Origin of the sequence: Nannocystis punicea (genome assembly GCF_026965555.1) — a bacterium.
Lineage (GTDB): Bacteria > Myxococcota_A > Polyangia > Nannocystales > Nannocystaceae > Nannocystis > Nannocystis punicea.
The window spans coordinates 7842761-7855854 of sequence record NZ_CP114040.1 but is presented as its reverse complement, the minus strand read 5'-3'; the positions used below and the strand labels follow the sequence as shown (position 1 = coordinate 7855854).

The window sequence follows — 13094 nt, the reverse complement described above, 5'->3', positions numbered from 1 at the left end:
GGCGATGATCGTCACGGCGCTCGCGGGCACGCTGTTGCTGCCGCTGTGGCTGCTCGTGCTCGGGCCGCTGGTGTGGGGCGTGCCGCACGTGGTGGCCGATCTGCGTTACCTGGTCGTTCGGACAGATTACTGCCGACGCCGCGCCCTGTGCTGGCTGGCCGGCGCGCCGCTGTTGTGGATCGCCGGCGGCGGCGATCTGGTGTGGGGCTTCTTCGGCGCCGCCGCGGTGGCGCTGGTCGCCCGCGCGGACCGGCGGCGGCGGGCGACCGCAGTCTCGCTGCTGGGGCTCGCCGGGGCCGGGATGGCGGCGCTCGGGGCGATGGCCGAGGTGGTCTTCGGCCACCTTCACAACTTCGCTGCGGTCGGCCTGTGGTGGCTGTGGCGCGAGCGCGGCGGGCGGGCCCACCGGTGGCCGCTGGCGCTGCTGGTCGCGGCCGTCCTGCTGCTGCTGAGCCCCGTGGGCTCGTGGGCGGTCGCATGGACCGGCGGGCTCGAGCGGACCGGCGCGGGCGTGAGCGCCGAGTTCCAGCGCTGGCGGCTGGCGCCCGGTGTGGACGCCGAGCTCGGCGCGCGGCTGGTGCTGCTGTTCTGCTTCGCGCAGTCGCTGCACTACGCGGTGTGGCTGCAGCTGATCCCCGACGACGATCGGCGGCGCGACACCCCGCCGACCTTCCGGGCCAGCTACGCCGAACTGCGCCGCGACCTCGGCGACGTCGGCCTCGTGCTCGCCGCGCTGTTCAGCGCCGGCCTCGCGGTGTGGGCCGTGGTCGACCTGGCCGCAGCCGACCGCGGCTACTTCCGCATGGCCCGCTTCCACGGCCACCTCGAGCTGATGGCGGCCACGCTGATGCTGCTCGAACGGCCGGCGCGCCGGGGATGATTCATTTCATGTTCCTTTGAGCATGTCCGAACGGACACGCATGACGCTCGCCCGGCCCGCGTCGCCGGACGAATGCGCGCCACGCCCGGGAACGCGGCTCGCGGGGCCGACGAGGCGGCTGGTGCCGCGGGCGGGTCGACGGTATCCTGCGGTCGATGAGTGAGGCGCAGGCGGAGCTGGAGCGTTGGCGAGAGTGGGCACGGCACTGGGCCGCGTGGCCGGGGCCGCCGCTGCCGGGGAACGTCCCGCTGACCGACGACCTGTTGCGGCAGCTGATCGCCTCGCGCGTGCAGGAGGCCGCGGCGGCGCTGGGCGACTCGTCCTCGGCCTGGCCTTCCTCGGGTTCCTGGCCTCGCCGACGCGAACAACCCACTCGACGCCGGGCGGTGGGCACGCGGCGCCGAGATCACGGCGTACCGCGTCGGCCTCCTCTTCGCCGACGACCTCGACGTGGCCGCGCGGCACATCCACCAGGAGCGAGAGGGGTTCACGTTCCTGACGCCGCGCGACAAGATCCAGGAGCTCGCGCTCTACAGCGTCAGCGACGACTACTTCACCGTCCGCAAGAGCCTCGGGTTGACGGTCGGCTGAGCTGGTTAGGCTGATACTTCGGACATGTTCAAAGTCTCATGTCTTCAGTGACATGCTGCCAAGGGCATGTCCGAACAGTCATATTTTGGTGAGCGGTCACAGCCGCGCGAGGATGTCGGCGACCACCGCGTCGACCGGCTGGGCGGCGTCGACGGTGAGGGCGTCGGCGGGCGGCTCGAGCGTCTCGAGCTGGCTGTCCAGCATGTCGGCCTTGAAGAAGTGGTGGCGGCGGGCGAGCAGGCGGGCGCGGGCCGCCTCGGCGTCGATCTGCAGGAACACGAACACGACCCGGGCCGGATCGCGGCGCAGCATGGCGCGGTGGACCGCGCGCAGCGCGGAGCAGGCGAGCACGACGTCGCCGTCGTGTCGTAGCCAGCCGTCGATCTCCGCCGACAGGGCCTGCAGCCACGGCGTCCGGTCGGCGTCGTCCAGCGGGGCGCCGGCGGCCATCTTGGCCAGGTTGGCCGGCGGATGAAAGTCGTCGGCGTCGACGAAGCGGGCGCCCAGGGCGGCGGCGAGGCGCTGGCCGACGGTGGTCTTGCCGGCCCCCGACACGCCCATGACGACGATCACCACCCGGTGAGCCAAGCGCACCCCGCGGGCCGCGTCAACTCGGGCGCGCGATCGAGGTCGCGGGTCGCGTCAACTCCGCGGATCGCCAGCGACGGCCGCGTGGTCGCGGGCGAGGCCGCGTCGTGGGCCTCGTCGCGGCGAAACCGAGCCGCTCGTCGTGCCCGTGGGGCGAGCGTGCGTCACACATGGGCGATGCGCACGCGCGACCACGCACCGCAAGGGATCCGTCGCCGCGGGTCGTCCGGCTGCGAGACGACGTCGGCGCGGCGGGAGCTCGCATGCGACTGAACGGAAAGACGGCCCTGGTGACTGGCTCGAGCCGCGGCATCGGCCGCGAGATCGCCCTCCGCTTCGCGCGCGAGGGCGCCGACGTCGCCGTCAACTACTACGGCAGCGCCGACGCGGCCGAGGAGGTCGCAGGCGCGATCCGGGCCGAGGGGCGCCGCGCCGTGGTGGTGCAGGCCGACGTCGGGCGCACCGCCGACTGCGAGCGGCTGGTGGCCGAGGCGTGGCAGGCGCTCGGGCCCCTCGACATCCTGGTCAACAACGCCGGCATGGAGATCAAGGCGCCGTTCGTCGAGGTGACCGAGGCCGACTTCGACCGGGTGATCGACACCAACCTCAAGGGCACGTTCTTCACCGCGCAGGCGGTGGTGCGGCGGTGGATCGCCGGCGATCGCGGCGGGCGGATCGTCAACATCAGCTCGGTGCACGAGGAGCTGTCGTTCCCCGGCCACGCGACCTACTGCGCGGCCAAGGGCGCGATCCGGATGCTGACGCGCGACCTCGCGGTCGAGCTCGGTGAGCGCGGGATCACCGTCAACGCGATCGCCCCGGGCGCGATCGCCACCGACATCAACCGCGACGTCACCGAGGACCCGCGGGCGCGCGCCGGGCTGCTGGCGCGGATCCCGTTGAAGCGGCTCGGGCGGCCGGCCGACGTCGCCGGCATCGCCGCGTTCCTCGCCTCGGACGACGCGGCCTACGTGACCGGCTCGACGTACTTCGTCGACGGCGGAATGACGTGGTTCCACGAGGAGTGACCCGATGGCGTACCTGCCCATCCACGATCACGGGATCATCGGCAACATGCGGACGATCGCGCTGGTCGGCACCGACGGCGCGATCGACTGGTTTTGCCACCCGCGCTTCGACTCGCCGAGCGTGTTCGCCTCGCTGCTCGACGACGAGAAGGGCGGCGAGTTCCGGATCTGCGCCGAGGACCAGGCGGCGCCGAGCAAGCAGTTCTACTGGCCCGACACCAACATCCTGATCACGCGCTTCTTCTGCGCCGGCGGGGTGGTCGAGATCGAGGACTTCATGCCGGTCGGCGACAACCTCGACCACGGCTGGCACCACCAGATCGTGCGCCGCGTGCGGGCGGTCCGCGGGGAGGTGTGGGTGCGCGCCGAGTGCCGCCCGGCCTTCGACTACGCGCGGGCGGAGCACGAGGTCGAGCTCACCCAGCACGGCGCGGTGTTCCGCTCGCCCGCGGTGACGATGTCGCTGTCGGCCAACGTGCCGCTGGAGGTCGCGGAGCGCGGGGGCGTGCGCGCCCGCTTCCGCCTGCACCAGGGCGACCACGCGATGTTCGTGTTTCGCGGCGGCGGCGAGAATCATTGCCCGCGCGGCCCCGATCCCGACGAGGCGGAGACTCTGTTCCGCTGGACGGTGGCGTACTGGCGCCGCTGGCTGTCGCGCTGCTCGTACCGCGGCCGCTGGCGCGAGACGGTGCACCGCTCGGCGCTGACGCTCAAGCTGCTGACCTACGAGCCGACCGGGGCGATCGTCGCCGCGCCGACCTGCGGCCTGCCGGAGGACCCCGGCGGGGTGCGCAACTGGGATTATCGCTACACGTGGATGCGCGACGCCGCGTTCACGCTGTACGGATTTCTGCGGATCGGCTTCACCGAGGAGGCCGACGCGTTCATGAACTGGCTCGACCGCCGCTACCACGAGCCGCCCCGACCGGACGGCGCGCCGCTGGGGCTCATCTACACGGTCGAAGGCGCGACGTGCATCGATGAGTTCGAGCTGCCGCACCTGGCCGGCTACCGCGGCGCGCGGCCGGTGCGGATCGGCAACGCCGCCCACAATCAGGTCCAGCTCGACATCTACGGCGAATTGCTCGACGCAGTCTACCTGTCCAACAAGCACAGCCGGCCGATCTCGTACGACGCGTGGATCCACCTGCGGCGGATCGTCGACTACGTCAGCGACGCCTGGCACCTGCCGGACCACGGGATCTGGGAGCCGCGCAGCGGCATGCGCCACAACGTCAACTCGAAGGTGATGTGCTGGGTGGCGCTCGACCGGGCGCTGCGCCTGGCCGACAAGCGCTCGTTCCCGGCCCCGCGCGAGCGCTGGTACCGGGCCCGCGACGACATCTACGAGACGATCTTCCGCCGCGGCTGGAGCGACGAGGAGCAGTCGTTCGTGGCCGCGTTCGACGAGCGCTCGCTCGACGCGTCGGCGCTGCTGATGCCGCTGGTGTTCTTCCTCGGCCCCGGCGACCCACGCATGCTGAAGACGCTGGCGGCGATCCGCCGCTCGCCGGACCAGGGCGGGCTGGTGTCCGACGGCCTGGTCTATCGCTACCACCCGGAGCAGCTGCCCGACGGGCTACCTGGCCGCGAGGGCACCTTCAACATGTGCTCGTTCTGGCTGGTCGAGGCGCTGACCCGGGCCGGCCGCGCCGACCCGGCCCTGCTCGAGGAGGCCCGCCTGCTGTTCGAGCGCATGATCGGCTACGGCAACCACCTCGGCCTCTATTCGGAGGAGACCGGCGAACACGGCGAGGCCCTCGGCAACTTCCCGCAGGCGTTTACTCATTTGTCGCTGATCAGCTCGGCCTTCAACCTCGAGCGCGCGCTCGGGTGAGCGCGGCGCGTGCACGATCTCTCGCCGCACAGGTGTTCTACGCCATTGCTGACGCTCGTGAAGCTTCGAGACGAGCCCGACGGGGATCTGGAGATCCACACCAAGGTTATGAATCTACTGAGATGTCGATGCTCCCGACGCGGGCACTGACACGATTGTAAGGCGCATTACGGGTTGGACCTGTCGGCCGCGGTCGCGCCCGACACTTCCTACGCCATGGCTACGCGTGCGACGGGGTAGACTGGCTTATTATTTCTGGCCAACGAGGCCGATGCCATGCTGATTCGCCACGTACTCGAGATCTTGTGCGCCATTCTGGTGCTTGCAGCGTGCTCCTTCCACGCGCCGGCGTGGTATGGCCTCTCCGACGAAGCTCCCCCGGACCTGAGCACCTCGAGCAGTTCGACGAACGAGACGACCAGCGACGCGCCGCCCGATCCGAGCGCTCCCGAGACCGATCCGGGCGGCAGCACCGCTGGCGGGAGCGCGAGCCACGGGGATGGCTCGAGTTCGGGGGGCGCCGGTGACGACGACGGCAAGGCCGTGCCGGTCGAGGTCGAGATCTTTATCGAGCCGTCGCCGATGATCGACGTCGGCGAGGTGCAGGTCTCGGTCTCGACGTCGCGGCCGGTCGCGTCGGTCGACATCTTCGATGGTGACGTGCCGCTGGCGCTCGGCGCGGCGCCGCAGAACCCCGTCCACGTGTTCGAGGTGACGTCCGACGACGTCCCCGGCGACGGCACGCACACGATCCGCGCCGTCGCGCACGCGGCCGACGGCGTGAGCGGCGAGGGCGTGGGAGAGCTGACGATCGACGTCCAGCCCGGCGGGACCGACGTCTGGCCGCCCTACGTGAAGGCCGGGCCGATCAACGGTTTTACCAGCGCGGCGATCCGCGGCAACGGGATCGACGTGGCGGGCTACTTCGAGACGAAAGACGGACTCAAGGCGGTGGCGGTGCGCATCGATGGAACGAAAGGGCAGCCGGAGGGGGAGCCGATCCTGCTCGGCTCGGTCGCAGTGACGGGCGGCGGGCGCGGGCCGGCGATCGCGGTCGGTGATGAAGATGACGCGGCGTTCGTGGCGTGGACGATGCCGGACAGCGGGTCGACGCGGTGGGCCATGTCGCGGGTGAAGTTCGGCGAGGGGAAGGAGCCGACGACGATCGGGGGGCTCGGGAGCTCGGTCCATGCGATCGCCGTCGAAGGAGACGTGTTGATCCTCGTCGGCGCGGACGAGGTCAACGCAGGGACGCACGACCTCAAGGTCTGGTGGCTCTCGGCGACGGGCGGTCAGGTCCTGGACGAACGGACGTTCGCCGCGCCGGCGGAGGAGGATTTCTTCAACGAGCGCGACGAGGTCGCGCGCGCCGTGGCGATCGTCAACGGGGACATTGTCGTGGTCGGCGAGCGCGAGGTCGATGGCGATAACCTCGATCTCGTCCGGCGTGCCGTGGTGCTTCGTTACAGCATGGACGGTGATGCGCTCGCCGAGTGGACATCGCCGGGCGAGCTGATGGACGAAGACGGCGGCATGGCCGTCGCGCCCCTGCGCGCGGGCGGCTTCGTCGTCACGGGATGGGGTCGGAACAAGCAGAGCACAATGCGCCTCGTGTTGACGCGTTGGTTCTCGTCCGACGGGGAGGCAGGTGTCCCACGCATCGAACCGACGACGTCGGACGCGATCGGCTTCGCGGTCGCTGAGGACCGCGAGAGCAAGATCATCATCGCCGGGTCGCTCCAGCAGCCGCAGACCGACGCGAACGCATGGATCTTCGCCGTTCCCGGGCCGGTTGGAGCGCCGGTCTGGGAGGTGGTCCGTAACGGACCCGGCCACGGGCCTGACGAGGCGGCGGGCCTGGCCCTCGACGCATGGGGCTACATCTACGTCGTCGGGAGCGAGTTCGAAGCGCTGCAGCCCCGCGCGTTCGCGCTGCGCCTCTACCCGTAGCCGTCATTGCGGCACGAATACGTCGCATTGCGACTGGATCATTGTCGCTGCGGTCTCGAAGAACGAGACATAGTCCTTCGCGCACACGGAGCCGAACAGCGAGTTCGGCTGCATCAGCTCGGTCCAGGTGCGAAGCTCGTGCTCGGTGATCGTCCCGGTGTAGCCGCACAGGCTGTCGGGGTCGTCGACGTCGCTCGAGATCACGAGGAGAACCACCGCGTCGGCATCACCACCCTTTGCGTCGACCAGCGCGTCTTTCCAGTCCTTCGCGGTGCCTTCGCTGTCCTGGTCGAAGGTGTCCTGGATGGCGACGACGACGAGCAGCGCGTCGGGCCGGAGAAACCCCTCATTGCAACCTCCGGGCGCGTTCATGTCGTCCGCGAGGGCCTTGACCGTCGCCTCGGCGACCTGGGCGCCGCCGTTGGTCCCCAGCGATGCGATGCACTGGAACGCTCCCGCGGGGTCGGGCTGGCCGGACGCGAAGTAGCGGCGGTCAATGGCGAGGTCGCAGCGCTGATTTGTCGCATTGTCGCCTCGGGGGAAGGTGACGCCGGCGCCCTGGACGGAGTCGCACGGCTCCAGAGAGGCGTTGCAGGGGAAGTCGGGCGTCTGAGCGCAGAGATCTGTGCAGCCCTCGCACCACGGCAAGTTCCACGAACCGAACGTGTTGGTCGACAGGATGTGGTAGTCGAAGTCTGCGAATTGGCTCTCGAGAGTGGCGACGAAGCCCGGGAAACTCGCCTTGAGCTTGTCCTGCTGGTCCTCCATGGTCTTCGCGCTGCTGATCGTGAACAGGAAGTCGACCTTCCCCTTGCAGCCCGGGGGCGGCCCATCGCCGCCGTCCGGGATCGTGCCGAGATCGGGGACGCCGTCCGAGTGCGTCGTGCTGCTGGAGTGGCTCGTGCTCGTCGAACTCGACGCAGTCGAGTCCTCGGCAGAGCTGGTCGAGGTCGAGGTCGAGGTGTCCACGCTGGTCGAGTCGGTCGCCGGCGGCGCGGTGGTGACGCTCGGGCCGAAGCCCGTCATGTCACCGCCGTCGCGGTTGCAGCCGGCGAGCATGAGGAGAGCGAGCGCGAGCGGACGCATCGCTTTCAGCGTAGCGCCGGCCGCGGGAAAATTCACTCTGGCGCGGCTTCACGGGTCCAACGCCGGCGGACCGCCCAGCCTGCGGCGTACAGACCGCCAACGCGGCGGTTCCAGACGCCGGGTCGCGCTGGCCATCTGCTCGAGATCGCTGGACTTCAAGCGAAGGCGACAGACGAGAGGCCTCGCTTCGATCCGAGCGGAGCGGGTTCCTGCACCGCGAGCCGCTCGCGTGCCGGCTCGGATGCCTCCGAGCTCGCTCGTTCGCTTGCCAACAACCACCGGGGCGCTACGGTCCGCTCACGATGACACCCGCCCTCGCCCTCACCGCCGTGCTGACCGCGCCGGTCAACTCCGAGGGATGCTGAGACCTGCGGCGATGGCACGGTATCACCACCCCCGCACCATCGAAACGCTCATGCGAGCGCGCGAGCGTGCGGTGATGGGGCGCGAATCACGTCGCCCGCGTCCGCTCATGAGCAAGCCGCAGCGCTTCGGCATCCTGCCGTCTTATTGGTTCTGGAATGAACTCCATCGGACGGACCCAATGGTGGCCGCGTTCTTCACGATCCTCTGGTCGGTGGTGAACGTGCCGTTCGCTTTCCTCATCTTCACATACGTCCGACCATCTTGGCTGTCGGTCGGCTTGCTGGGCCTGTCTTCCGTCCTCTCGATGGGACTCGCCGAGAAGTGGCTGCGCCGCCTGATCGTTCGGAGGAGGGGCCATGCTGAAGTGCTTCCTGGCGGGGAGATCGAGGTGCCCAACTACTTGCCGCCAGCATCCACGCTCGCCGACCGCCGCGGACGAGAGGCGAGTGAGACCGAGCAGGCGCCGCGGACTCGCTAGCGGACTCGGCGGTAATGCATGCGCATGAGCTGGCGCCACGTGCCGTCGGGCTGGAGGGCGTGGCCGGAGAAGGTCCGGCGATCGTCGGCCACGAGCTCGATGACGTCGCGGTATTTGCCGCGGCCCTCGCCCGTCATCGCCGGGCCCTCGCTGTCGAGGTTGAGGATCCGCTTGTTGGCGTCGAGCGAGCCCTCGTAGACCCACAGGTTGGGCATCATCGAGCCCACCCACGTGCCGACGAAGCGCTCCTTCTTCGGGTCGTAGCCGAGGGTCATGAGCGTGCCGCCCTGGCCGCCGCCGGACAGGTCCCCGTGGCCCTCGGCGACGATCCACAGGTCCCCGAGCGCGCGCACTGTCTCGCGGCCGCGGGTGGCTCCTGCCGGGCATTCGGGGTCGGTCGAGGCGTCGGTCTCCCAGGTCCACTCGCCGACGAGCTGCTGCAGCCACTGGTGTTCCTTCTGCGGTTCGAACTTCATGGTCGACTCCTTGTCGCGAGCCGGCGCTCGCGCGGGGACTGTGAGCAACCCGCGAGGCTGTGCAAACGGAGACCTCGCAGGCGCGCGATGGCTGTGGCCCGCGGGGTCCGCCAGCCGGCTCGACAGCAAGTCGACGAAGTGCGCAGATCGCTCGCCCGTGGGGTGCGGCGCACTCAGCCGTCGTGCCGCGAGCGCGACGGCCGTGCGCGCCGGGGACGAGCGCGCCGAGGCACGTGGAGTCGCCGACCGGCGGCGAAAATTGGGTCGAGCTCGAGAGTTTCCCCGCATGCGCGCGGGGCCTCGGGTCGCATGTGCTATTCGCTCGAGCGCCCGCCGAGCGGCTCCGTCATGCCCGATCTCCTCGTTCGCCGCGCGCTCCTGGACCGACCGCAGCGCCTGGGATTCCTGCCGACGTGGTGGTTCTGGAACGACCACGAGTGCCAGCGCCTCGTGCGGCCGCTGATCACCGCGATCTCGCTGCCGCTCACGGCGCTGCTGTTCTTCGCGATGGTGCAGCTGCAGTGGCCGTTCTGGACGCTGATCGCCGCGGCTCTGGTGTGGCCGCAATTGGTGTGCGGGCTGGTGGAGCGGCACGTCCGCGCCGAGCTGCGGCGGGCGCTGGCGGCGGCGAGCGGCGCCCCCGCGCCGCTGCCCGCGGATCCGCGGGATCAGCCTGGCTGAGTGGACATGCTCGTTGAAGCATGACCCGGTAGACAGGCCCTTCGAGGCATGTCCGAAGGGTCAGATTGGCGCGCTCGGCAGCCAGAACGTGAACACCGAGCCGGCGCCGGGCTGGCTGGTGACGGAGATGTCGCCGCCCATCAGCTGGACGAGGTTGAGGGTGATGGCGAGGCCGAGGCCGGTGCCGCCGAAGCGGCGGGCGATCGAGGCGTCGGCCTGGGTGAAGTTGTCGAAGATCCGGCGCAGCTGCGGCTCGCTCATGCCGATGCCGGTGTCCTCGACGACGAACACCACGCGGGGGGCGCCGTCCTCGACCTGCTCGCGCAGCCGCAGGGTCACCGTGCCGTGGTGGGTGAACTTGTGGGCGTTGCCGAGGAGGTTGATGAGGATCCCGCGCAGGGCGGTGGCGTCGGCGCGCAGGGCGGGCAGGGGCTCGGGGGCGTCGAGGACGAAGCGGTTGCCGCGGCGCTGCTGGCCCGGGCGACAGGCGGCGTCGATGCTGGCGAGCAGGGCGCCGAGGTCGATGTCCTCGGGGTGCAGCGCGAACTTGCCGGCCTCGATCTTCGACAGGTCGAGGACGTCGCTGATGAGGCCGAGCAGGTGCCGCGCCGAGGCGCCGACGCGCTCGAGGTCGGCGGCGAAGCCCGGCGAGGCCAGGTCGCCGTGCTCCTCGAGCAGCAGCTCGGTGTAGCCGATGATGGCGTTGAGCGGCGTGCGCAGCTCGTGGCTCATCGCCGCGAGGAACGAGCTCTTGGCCCGCGTGGCCTCGAGCGCCTGGTCGCGCGCCTGCTCGAGGTCGCTGTTGGCGAGGGTCAGCTCGTCGAGGGCGCGCCGCAGGTCGGTGATGTCGAACAGCAGGACGGTGAGCTCGCCGCCGCGGTGGGCCGCGGCCTGGAACGAGATCACGCGGTCGCCCATGGCCAGCTGCTCGCTCACCGCGTCGCCGGCGACGGCCCGCCGGACCGCGTCGGAGAGGGCGGGGAAGCCGGCGAGGGCCTCGTCGGTGCGGGCGCCGAGGCAGGCGGCGGGATCGAGGCCGAGCTGGCGCAGGCCGGCGCCCTTGGCGAGGGAGATCCGGCGCGTGTCGGGGTCGAGGCTGAGGAGGGCGATCGGCAGGGCGTCGACGACCAGCTGGAGGCGCCTCGCGGTGGTCGCCAGCGAGGTCTCGGCGCGCTGCCTCTCGATGCGGTCGAGCAGCTGGCGGTAGACCACGCCGGTGAGCCGACTGATGAAGCCGAGCACGGCGATGTCGCCGTCGGTGAAGCGGTTCAGGGTGCCGGAGGCGAGGCCGATCACGCCGAGCACCTCGTCGCGGCACATCACCGGCATGAACAGGCGCGACCGCACGACGAAGCTGCGCGCGCTGTTCTGGGTCTGCTGCTCGCGGTCGTTCAAGACGTCGGGGACGTGCAGCAGCCGCGGCTCGCGGAACACGCTGCCCGGGTGCCGCTCCCACGCGGTCCGCTCGGCCTCGGCCCGCTCCGTCGGCGAGAACCCGCGGCCCGCGAAGGTCCGCAGCCGCTTCGCCTCGAAGTCCCACAGGTACAGCGCGATGTACTCGGCGTCGCAAAGCTGGTCGAGCGCGTGCTCGATCTCCTGGGCGAAGCCCGCGAGGTCGTTCACCGACGCGATGCCCGACGAGATGCTCGACAGCAGCTCGATGAGGTGTCGATTCGCGGGGTCGATGGCGAGGCCGGAACGACTCAAGCCGCGCGCTCCGGGCCGGCGTAGGCACGCGCCCAGTCGCCGCCGTGCGCGGTGACTGCGGACGTGCGAGGGACAGCGAGGCTCATGCGAACGTCGTGGGTCCATGGTACAGTCAATGTCGCGTGGGTGTCGTCGAGATCCCGCGAGACGCGGAGGCGGCAGACACGCAGCGGGGCGTGGTCCACCTCGTCGTCGCCGCGATTCTCTTCAGCGGACTCAGCGTGCTGGCGAAGCTGGTCGGCGCGCGCGTACCGCTCCCGGAGGTGATTCTCGTCCGTAGCCTGGTGACGGTCGCTTTCGCCCTGGGGACGCTCGCGCGTGGTGACATCCCCGTATGGGGCAAGCGACGCACGATGCTGGGGCTGCGCGGGCTGTTCGGGTTCATCGCGCTGGCCTGTTATTTCTATGCGCTGATGCACCTGCCGATCGCCGACGCGATCGTCATTCATTACATCCACCCGGTATTCACGCTGCTGCTGGCGACAGTGGTCCTCGGCGAGGCGCTCGACGGCCGCGAGACGGTCTTCATCGTCGGCTGCTTCGTCGGGGTGGTGCTGGTGACGCAGCCGCAGGCGCTGTTCGGGGCAGAGGCGACGAGCGCCGACCCGTTCGCGCTGACGGTCGCGGTGCTCGGCGCCCTGGTCTCGGCCGGCGTGTACGTCCTGATCCGCGAGCTGCGAGCGACGGAGCATCCGGCGCGGGTGGTGTTCTACAACGCCCTGGTGGCGTCGATCCTGTCGGCCCCGTGGGCGGCGACGACGTGGGTGGCGCCCGAACCGCGGGAGTGGACCATCCTTTTGGCGATCGGGGGCTGCACGTTTCTACATCAGCAGAGCATGACCTACGGCTTGCACCTGGTGCGCGCCGGGCGGGCGACTGCGCTGGGCTACGTGCAGGTCTTGCTGGCGATGCTGGCGGGGATCTGGCTGTTCGGCGAGGAGGTCGATCGGGTCGCCTGGATCGGGGCGGTGATCCTGGCGGTCAGCGCGGCCTGGCTGGCGACCGACCGCAAGCCGATCCCGCCGCGCGCGTGACGACGGCTCAGGCGGCGCGGCGGACCACCCCGCCGATGAGCTCGAGCAGGAAGTCGATCTTGACCGGCTTGCGCACCACGTCGAGCGCGCCCAGAGCGGTGATCTTGTCGGAGGTCTCGACGCCCGCGGTCAGCAGCACCAGCGGGATGCTGCTCCAGGCCGGGTTCTTCCGCTGCTCCTCGCGGAACTGATAGCCGTCCATGCGCGGCATCATGAGGTCGAGGAGGATGAGGTCGGGCTGCGGGCCCTCGGCGAGCCGCCGGAGGCCGTCGGCGCCGTCCTCGGCCACCAGGACCTGGTAGCCCTCCTCGGCGAGGATCTCGGCGAGCACGTCGCGGATGTCGCGGTCGTCTTCGACGATGAGGATGATCGGTGCGCGGTTCATCGGTCCC

The 13094-nt window shown here is 70.4% G+C and carries 14 protein-coding genes; 8 read left to right on the top strand and 6 right to left on the bottom strand.

Features of this window, described 5'->3' with window-relative positions:
* Positions 1–4: 4 nt before the first annotated feature.
* Together O0S08_RS30145 and O0S08_RS30140 are read left to right on the top strand one after the other, a co-directional pair.
* Positions 5–880, top strand: a complete 876-nt coding sequence (locus O0S08_RS30145) for a hypothetical protein (protein WP_269032798.1) — start codon at positions 5–7, stop codon at positions 878–880.
* Between the two features lie 450 nt (positions 881–1330).
* Complete coding sequence (locus O0S08_RS30140) at positions 1331–1471, top strand: hypothetical protein (protein WP_269032797.1); 141 nt, start codon at positions 1331–1333, stop codon at positions 1469–1471.
* A gap of 96 nt (positions 1472–1567) precedes the next feature.
* Here O0S08_RS30140 and O0S08_RS30135 read toward each other — a convergent pair whose 3' ends face one another.
* Positions 1568–2065, bottom strand: coding sequence for a gluconokinase (locus O0S08_RS30135; RefSeq protein ID WP_276082552.1), 498 nt, complete (start codon positions 2063–2065; stop codon positions 1568–1570).
* Positions 2066–2322: 257 nt separating this feature from the next.
* On the opposite strand from O0S08_RS30135, the gene O0S08_RS30130 reads away from it, so the two are divergent.
* Entirely contained in the window at positions 2323–3087 is a 765-nt protein-coding gene (locus O0S08_RS30130) for an SDR family NAD(P)-dependent oxidoreductase (RefSeq protein ID WP_269032796.1), read from the top strand.
* 4 nt (positions 3088–3091) lie between these two features.
* Positions 3092–4924, top strand: a complete 1833-nt coding sequence (locus tag O0S08_RS30125) for a glycoside hydrolase family 15 protein (RefSeq protein WP_269032795.1) — start codon at positions 3092–3094, stop codon at positions 4922–4924.
* 209 nt (positions 4925–5133) lie between these two features.
* Here the strand turns inward: O0S08_RS30125 and O0S08_RS30120 are convergent, their stop codons facing one another.
* Positions 5134–5571, bottom strand: coding sequence for a hypothetical protein (locus tag O0S08_RS30120; protein ID WP_269032794.1), 438 nt, complete (start codon positions 5569–5571; stop codon positions 5134–5136).
* 148 nt (positions 5572–5719) lie between these two features.
* Here O0S08_RS30120 and O0S08_RS30115 point away from each other — a divergent pair, with 148 nt between their 5' ends.
* Complete coding sequence (locus O0S08_RS30115; protein ID WP_269032793.1) at positions 5720–6874, top strand: hypothetical protein; 1155 nt, start codon at positions 5720–5722, stop codon at positions 6872–6874.
* A gap of 3 nt (positions 6875–6877) precedes the next feature.
* Here the strand turns inward: O0S08_RS30115 and O0S08_RS30110 are convergent, their stop codons facing one another.
* Positions 6878–7960 carry a hypothetical protein gene (locus O0S08_RS30110; RefSeq protein ID WP_269032792.1) on the bottom strand — a complete coding sequence of 361 codons (1083 nt, stop codon included), beginning with the start codon at positions 7958–7960 and terminating at the stop codon, positions 6878–6880.
* A 376-nt stretch (positions 7961–8336) separates the two neighbouring features.
* Between O0S08_RS30110 and O0S08_RS30105 the strand changes: the two genes are divergently transcribed.
* Positions 8337–8804, top strand: a complete 468-nt coding sequence (locus tag O0S08_RS30105; RefSeq protein WP_269032791.1) for a hypothetical protein — start codon at positions 8337–8339, stop codon at positions 8802–8804.
* Here the strand turns inward: O0S08_RS30105 and O0S08_RS30100 are convergent.
* Positions 8801–9280, bottom strand: a complete 480-nt coding sequence (locus O0S08_RS30100; protein WP_269032790.1) for a DUF1579 domain-containing protein — start codon at positions 9278–9280, stop codon at positions 8801–8803. The genes O0S08_RS30105 and O0S08_RS30100 overlap by 4 nt on opposite strands.
* 348 nt (positions 9281–9628) lie before the next feature.
* Between O0S08_RS30100 and O0S08_RS30095 the strand changes: the two genes are divergently transcribed.
* Entirely contained in the window at positions 9629–9961 is a 333-nt protein-coding gene (locus O0S08_RS30095) for a hypothetical protein (protein ID WP_269032789.1), read from the top strand.
* A 60-nt stretch (positions 9962–10021) separates the two neighbouring features.
* Here the strand turns inward: O0S08_RS30095 and O0S08_RS30090 are convergent, their stop codons facing one another.
* Positions 10022–11668: a sensor histidine kinase gene (locus O0S08_RS30090; RefSeq protein ID WP_269032788.1), complete on the bottom strand. Its 1647-nt coding sequence runs from the start codon at positions 11666–11668 to the stop codon at positions 10022–10024.
* 122 nt (positions 11669–11790) lie between these two features.
* On the opposite strand from O0S08_RS30090, the gene O0S08_RS30085 reads away from it, so the two are divergent.
* A complete protein-coding gene (locus tag O0S08_RS30085; protein WP_269032787.1) occupies positions 11791–12702 on the top strand; it encodes a DMT family transporter in 912 nt (303 codons plus the stop codon).
* 7 nt (positions 12703–12709) lie between these two features.
* Here O0S08_RS30085 and O0S08_RS30080 read toward each other — a convergent pair whose 3' ends face one another.
* The gene (locus tag O0S08_RS30080; protein WP_269032786.1) at positions 12710–13087 is read right to left on the bottom strand and encodes a response regulator transcription factor; all 378 of its coding nucleotides are present in this window, start codon (positions 13085–13087) and stop codon (positions 12710–12712) included.
* Positions 13088–13094: the final 7 nt, after the last annotated feature.

What these genes read in the sequence shown, in the direction of transcription:
- O0S08_RS30130 (WP_269032796.1), top strand. Translation starts at nt 2,323, where the DNA reads ATGCGACTGAACGGAAAGACGGCCCTGGTGACTGGCTCGAGCCGCGGC.
- O0S08_RS30105 (WP_269032791.1), top strand. Translation starts at nt 8,337, where the DNA reads ATGGCACGGTATCACCACCCCCGCACCATCGAAACGCTCATGCGAGCG.
- O0S08_RS30080 (WP_269032786.1), bottom strand. Translation starts at nt 13,087, where the DNA reads ATGAACCGCGCACCGATCATCCTCATCGTCGAAGACGACCGCGACATC.
- O0S08_RS30095 (WP_269032789.1), top strand. Translation starts at nt 9,629, where the DNA reads ATGCCCGATCTCCTCGTTCGCCGCGCGCTCCTGGACCGACCGCAGCGC.
- O0S08_RS30110 (WP_269032792.1), bottom strand. Translation starts at nt 7,960, where the DNA reads ATGCGTCCGCTCGCGCTCGCTCTCCTCATGCTCGCCGGCTGCAACCGC.
- O0S08_RS30145 (WP_269032798.1), top strand. Translation starts at nt 5, where the DNA reads ATGATCGTCACGGCGCTCGCGGGCACGCTGTTGCTGCCGCTGTGGCTG.
- O0S08_RS30100 (WP_269032790.1), bottom strand. Translation starts at nt 9,280, where the DNA reads ATGAAGTTCGAACCGCAGAAGGAACACCAGTGGCTGCAGCAGCTCGTC.
- O0S08_RS30125 (WP_269032795.1), top strand. Translation starts at nt 3,092, where the DNA reads ATGGCGTACCTGCCCATCCACGATCACGGGATCATCGGCAACATGCGG.
- O0S08_RS30120 (WP_269032794.1), bottom strand. Translation starts at nt 5,571, where the DNA reads ATGTCGACCGACGCGACCGGCCGCGACGTCGAGACCGAGACCTGCACC.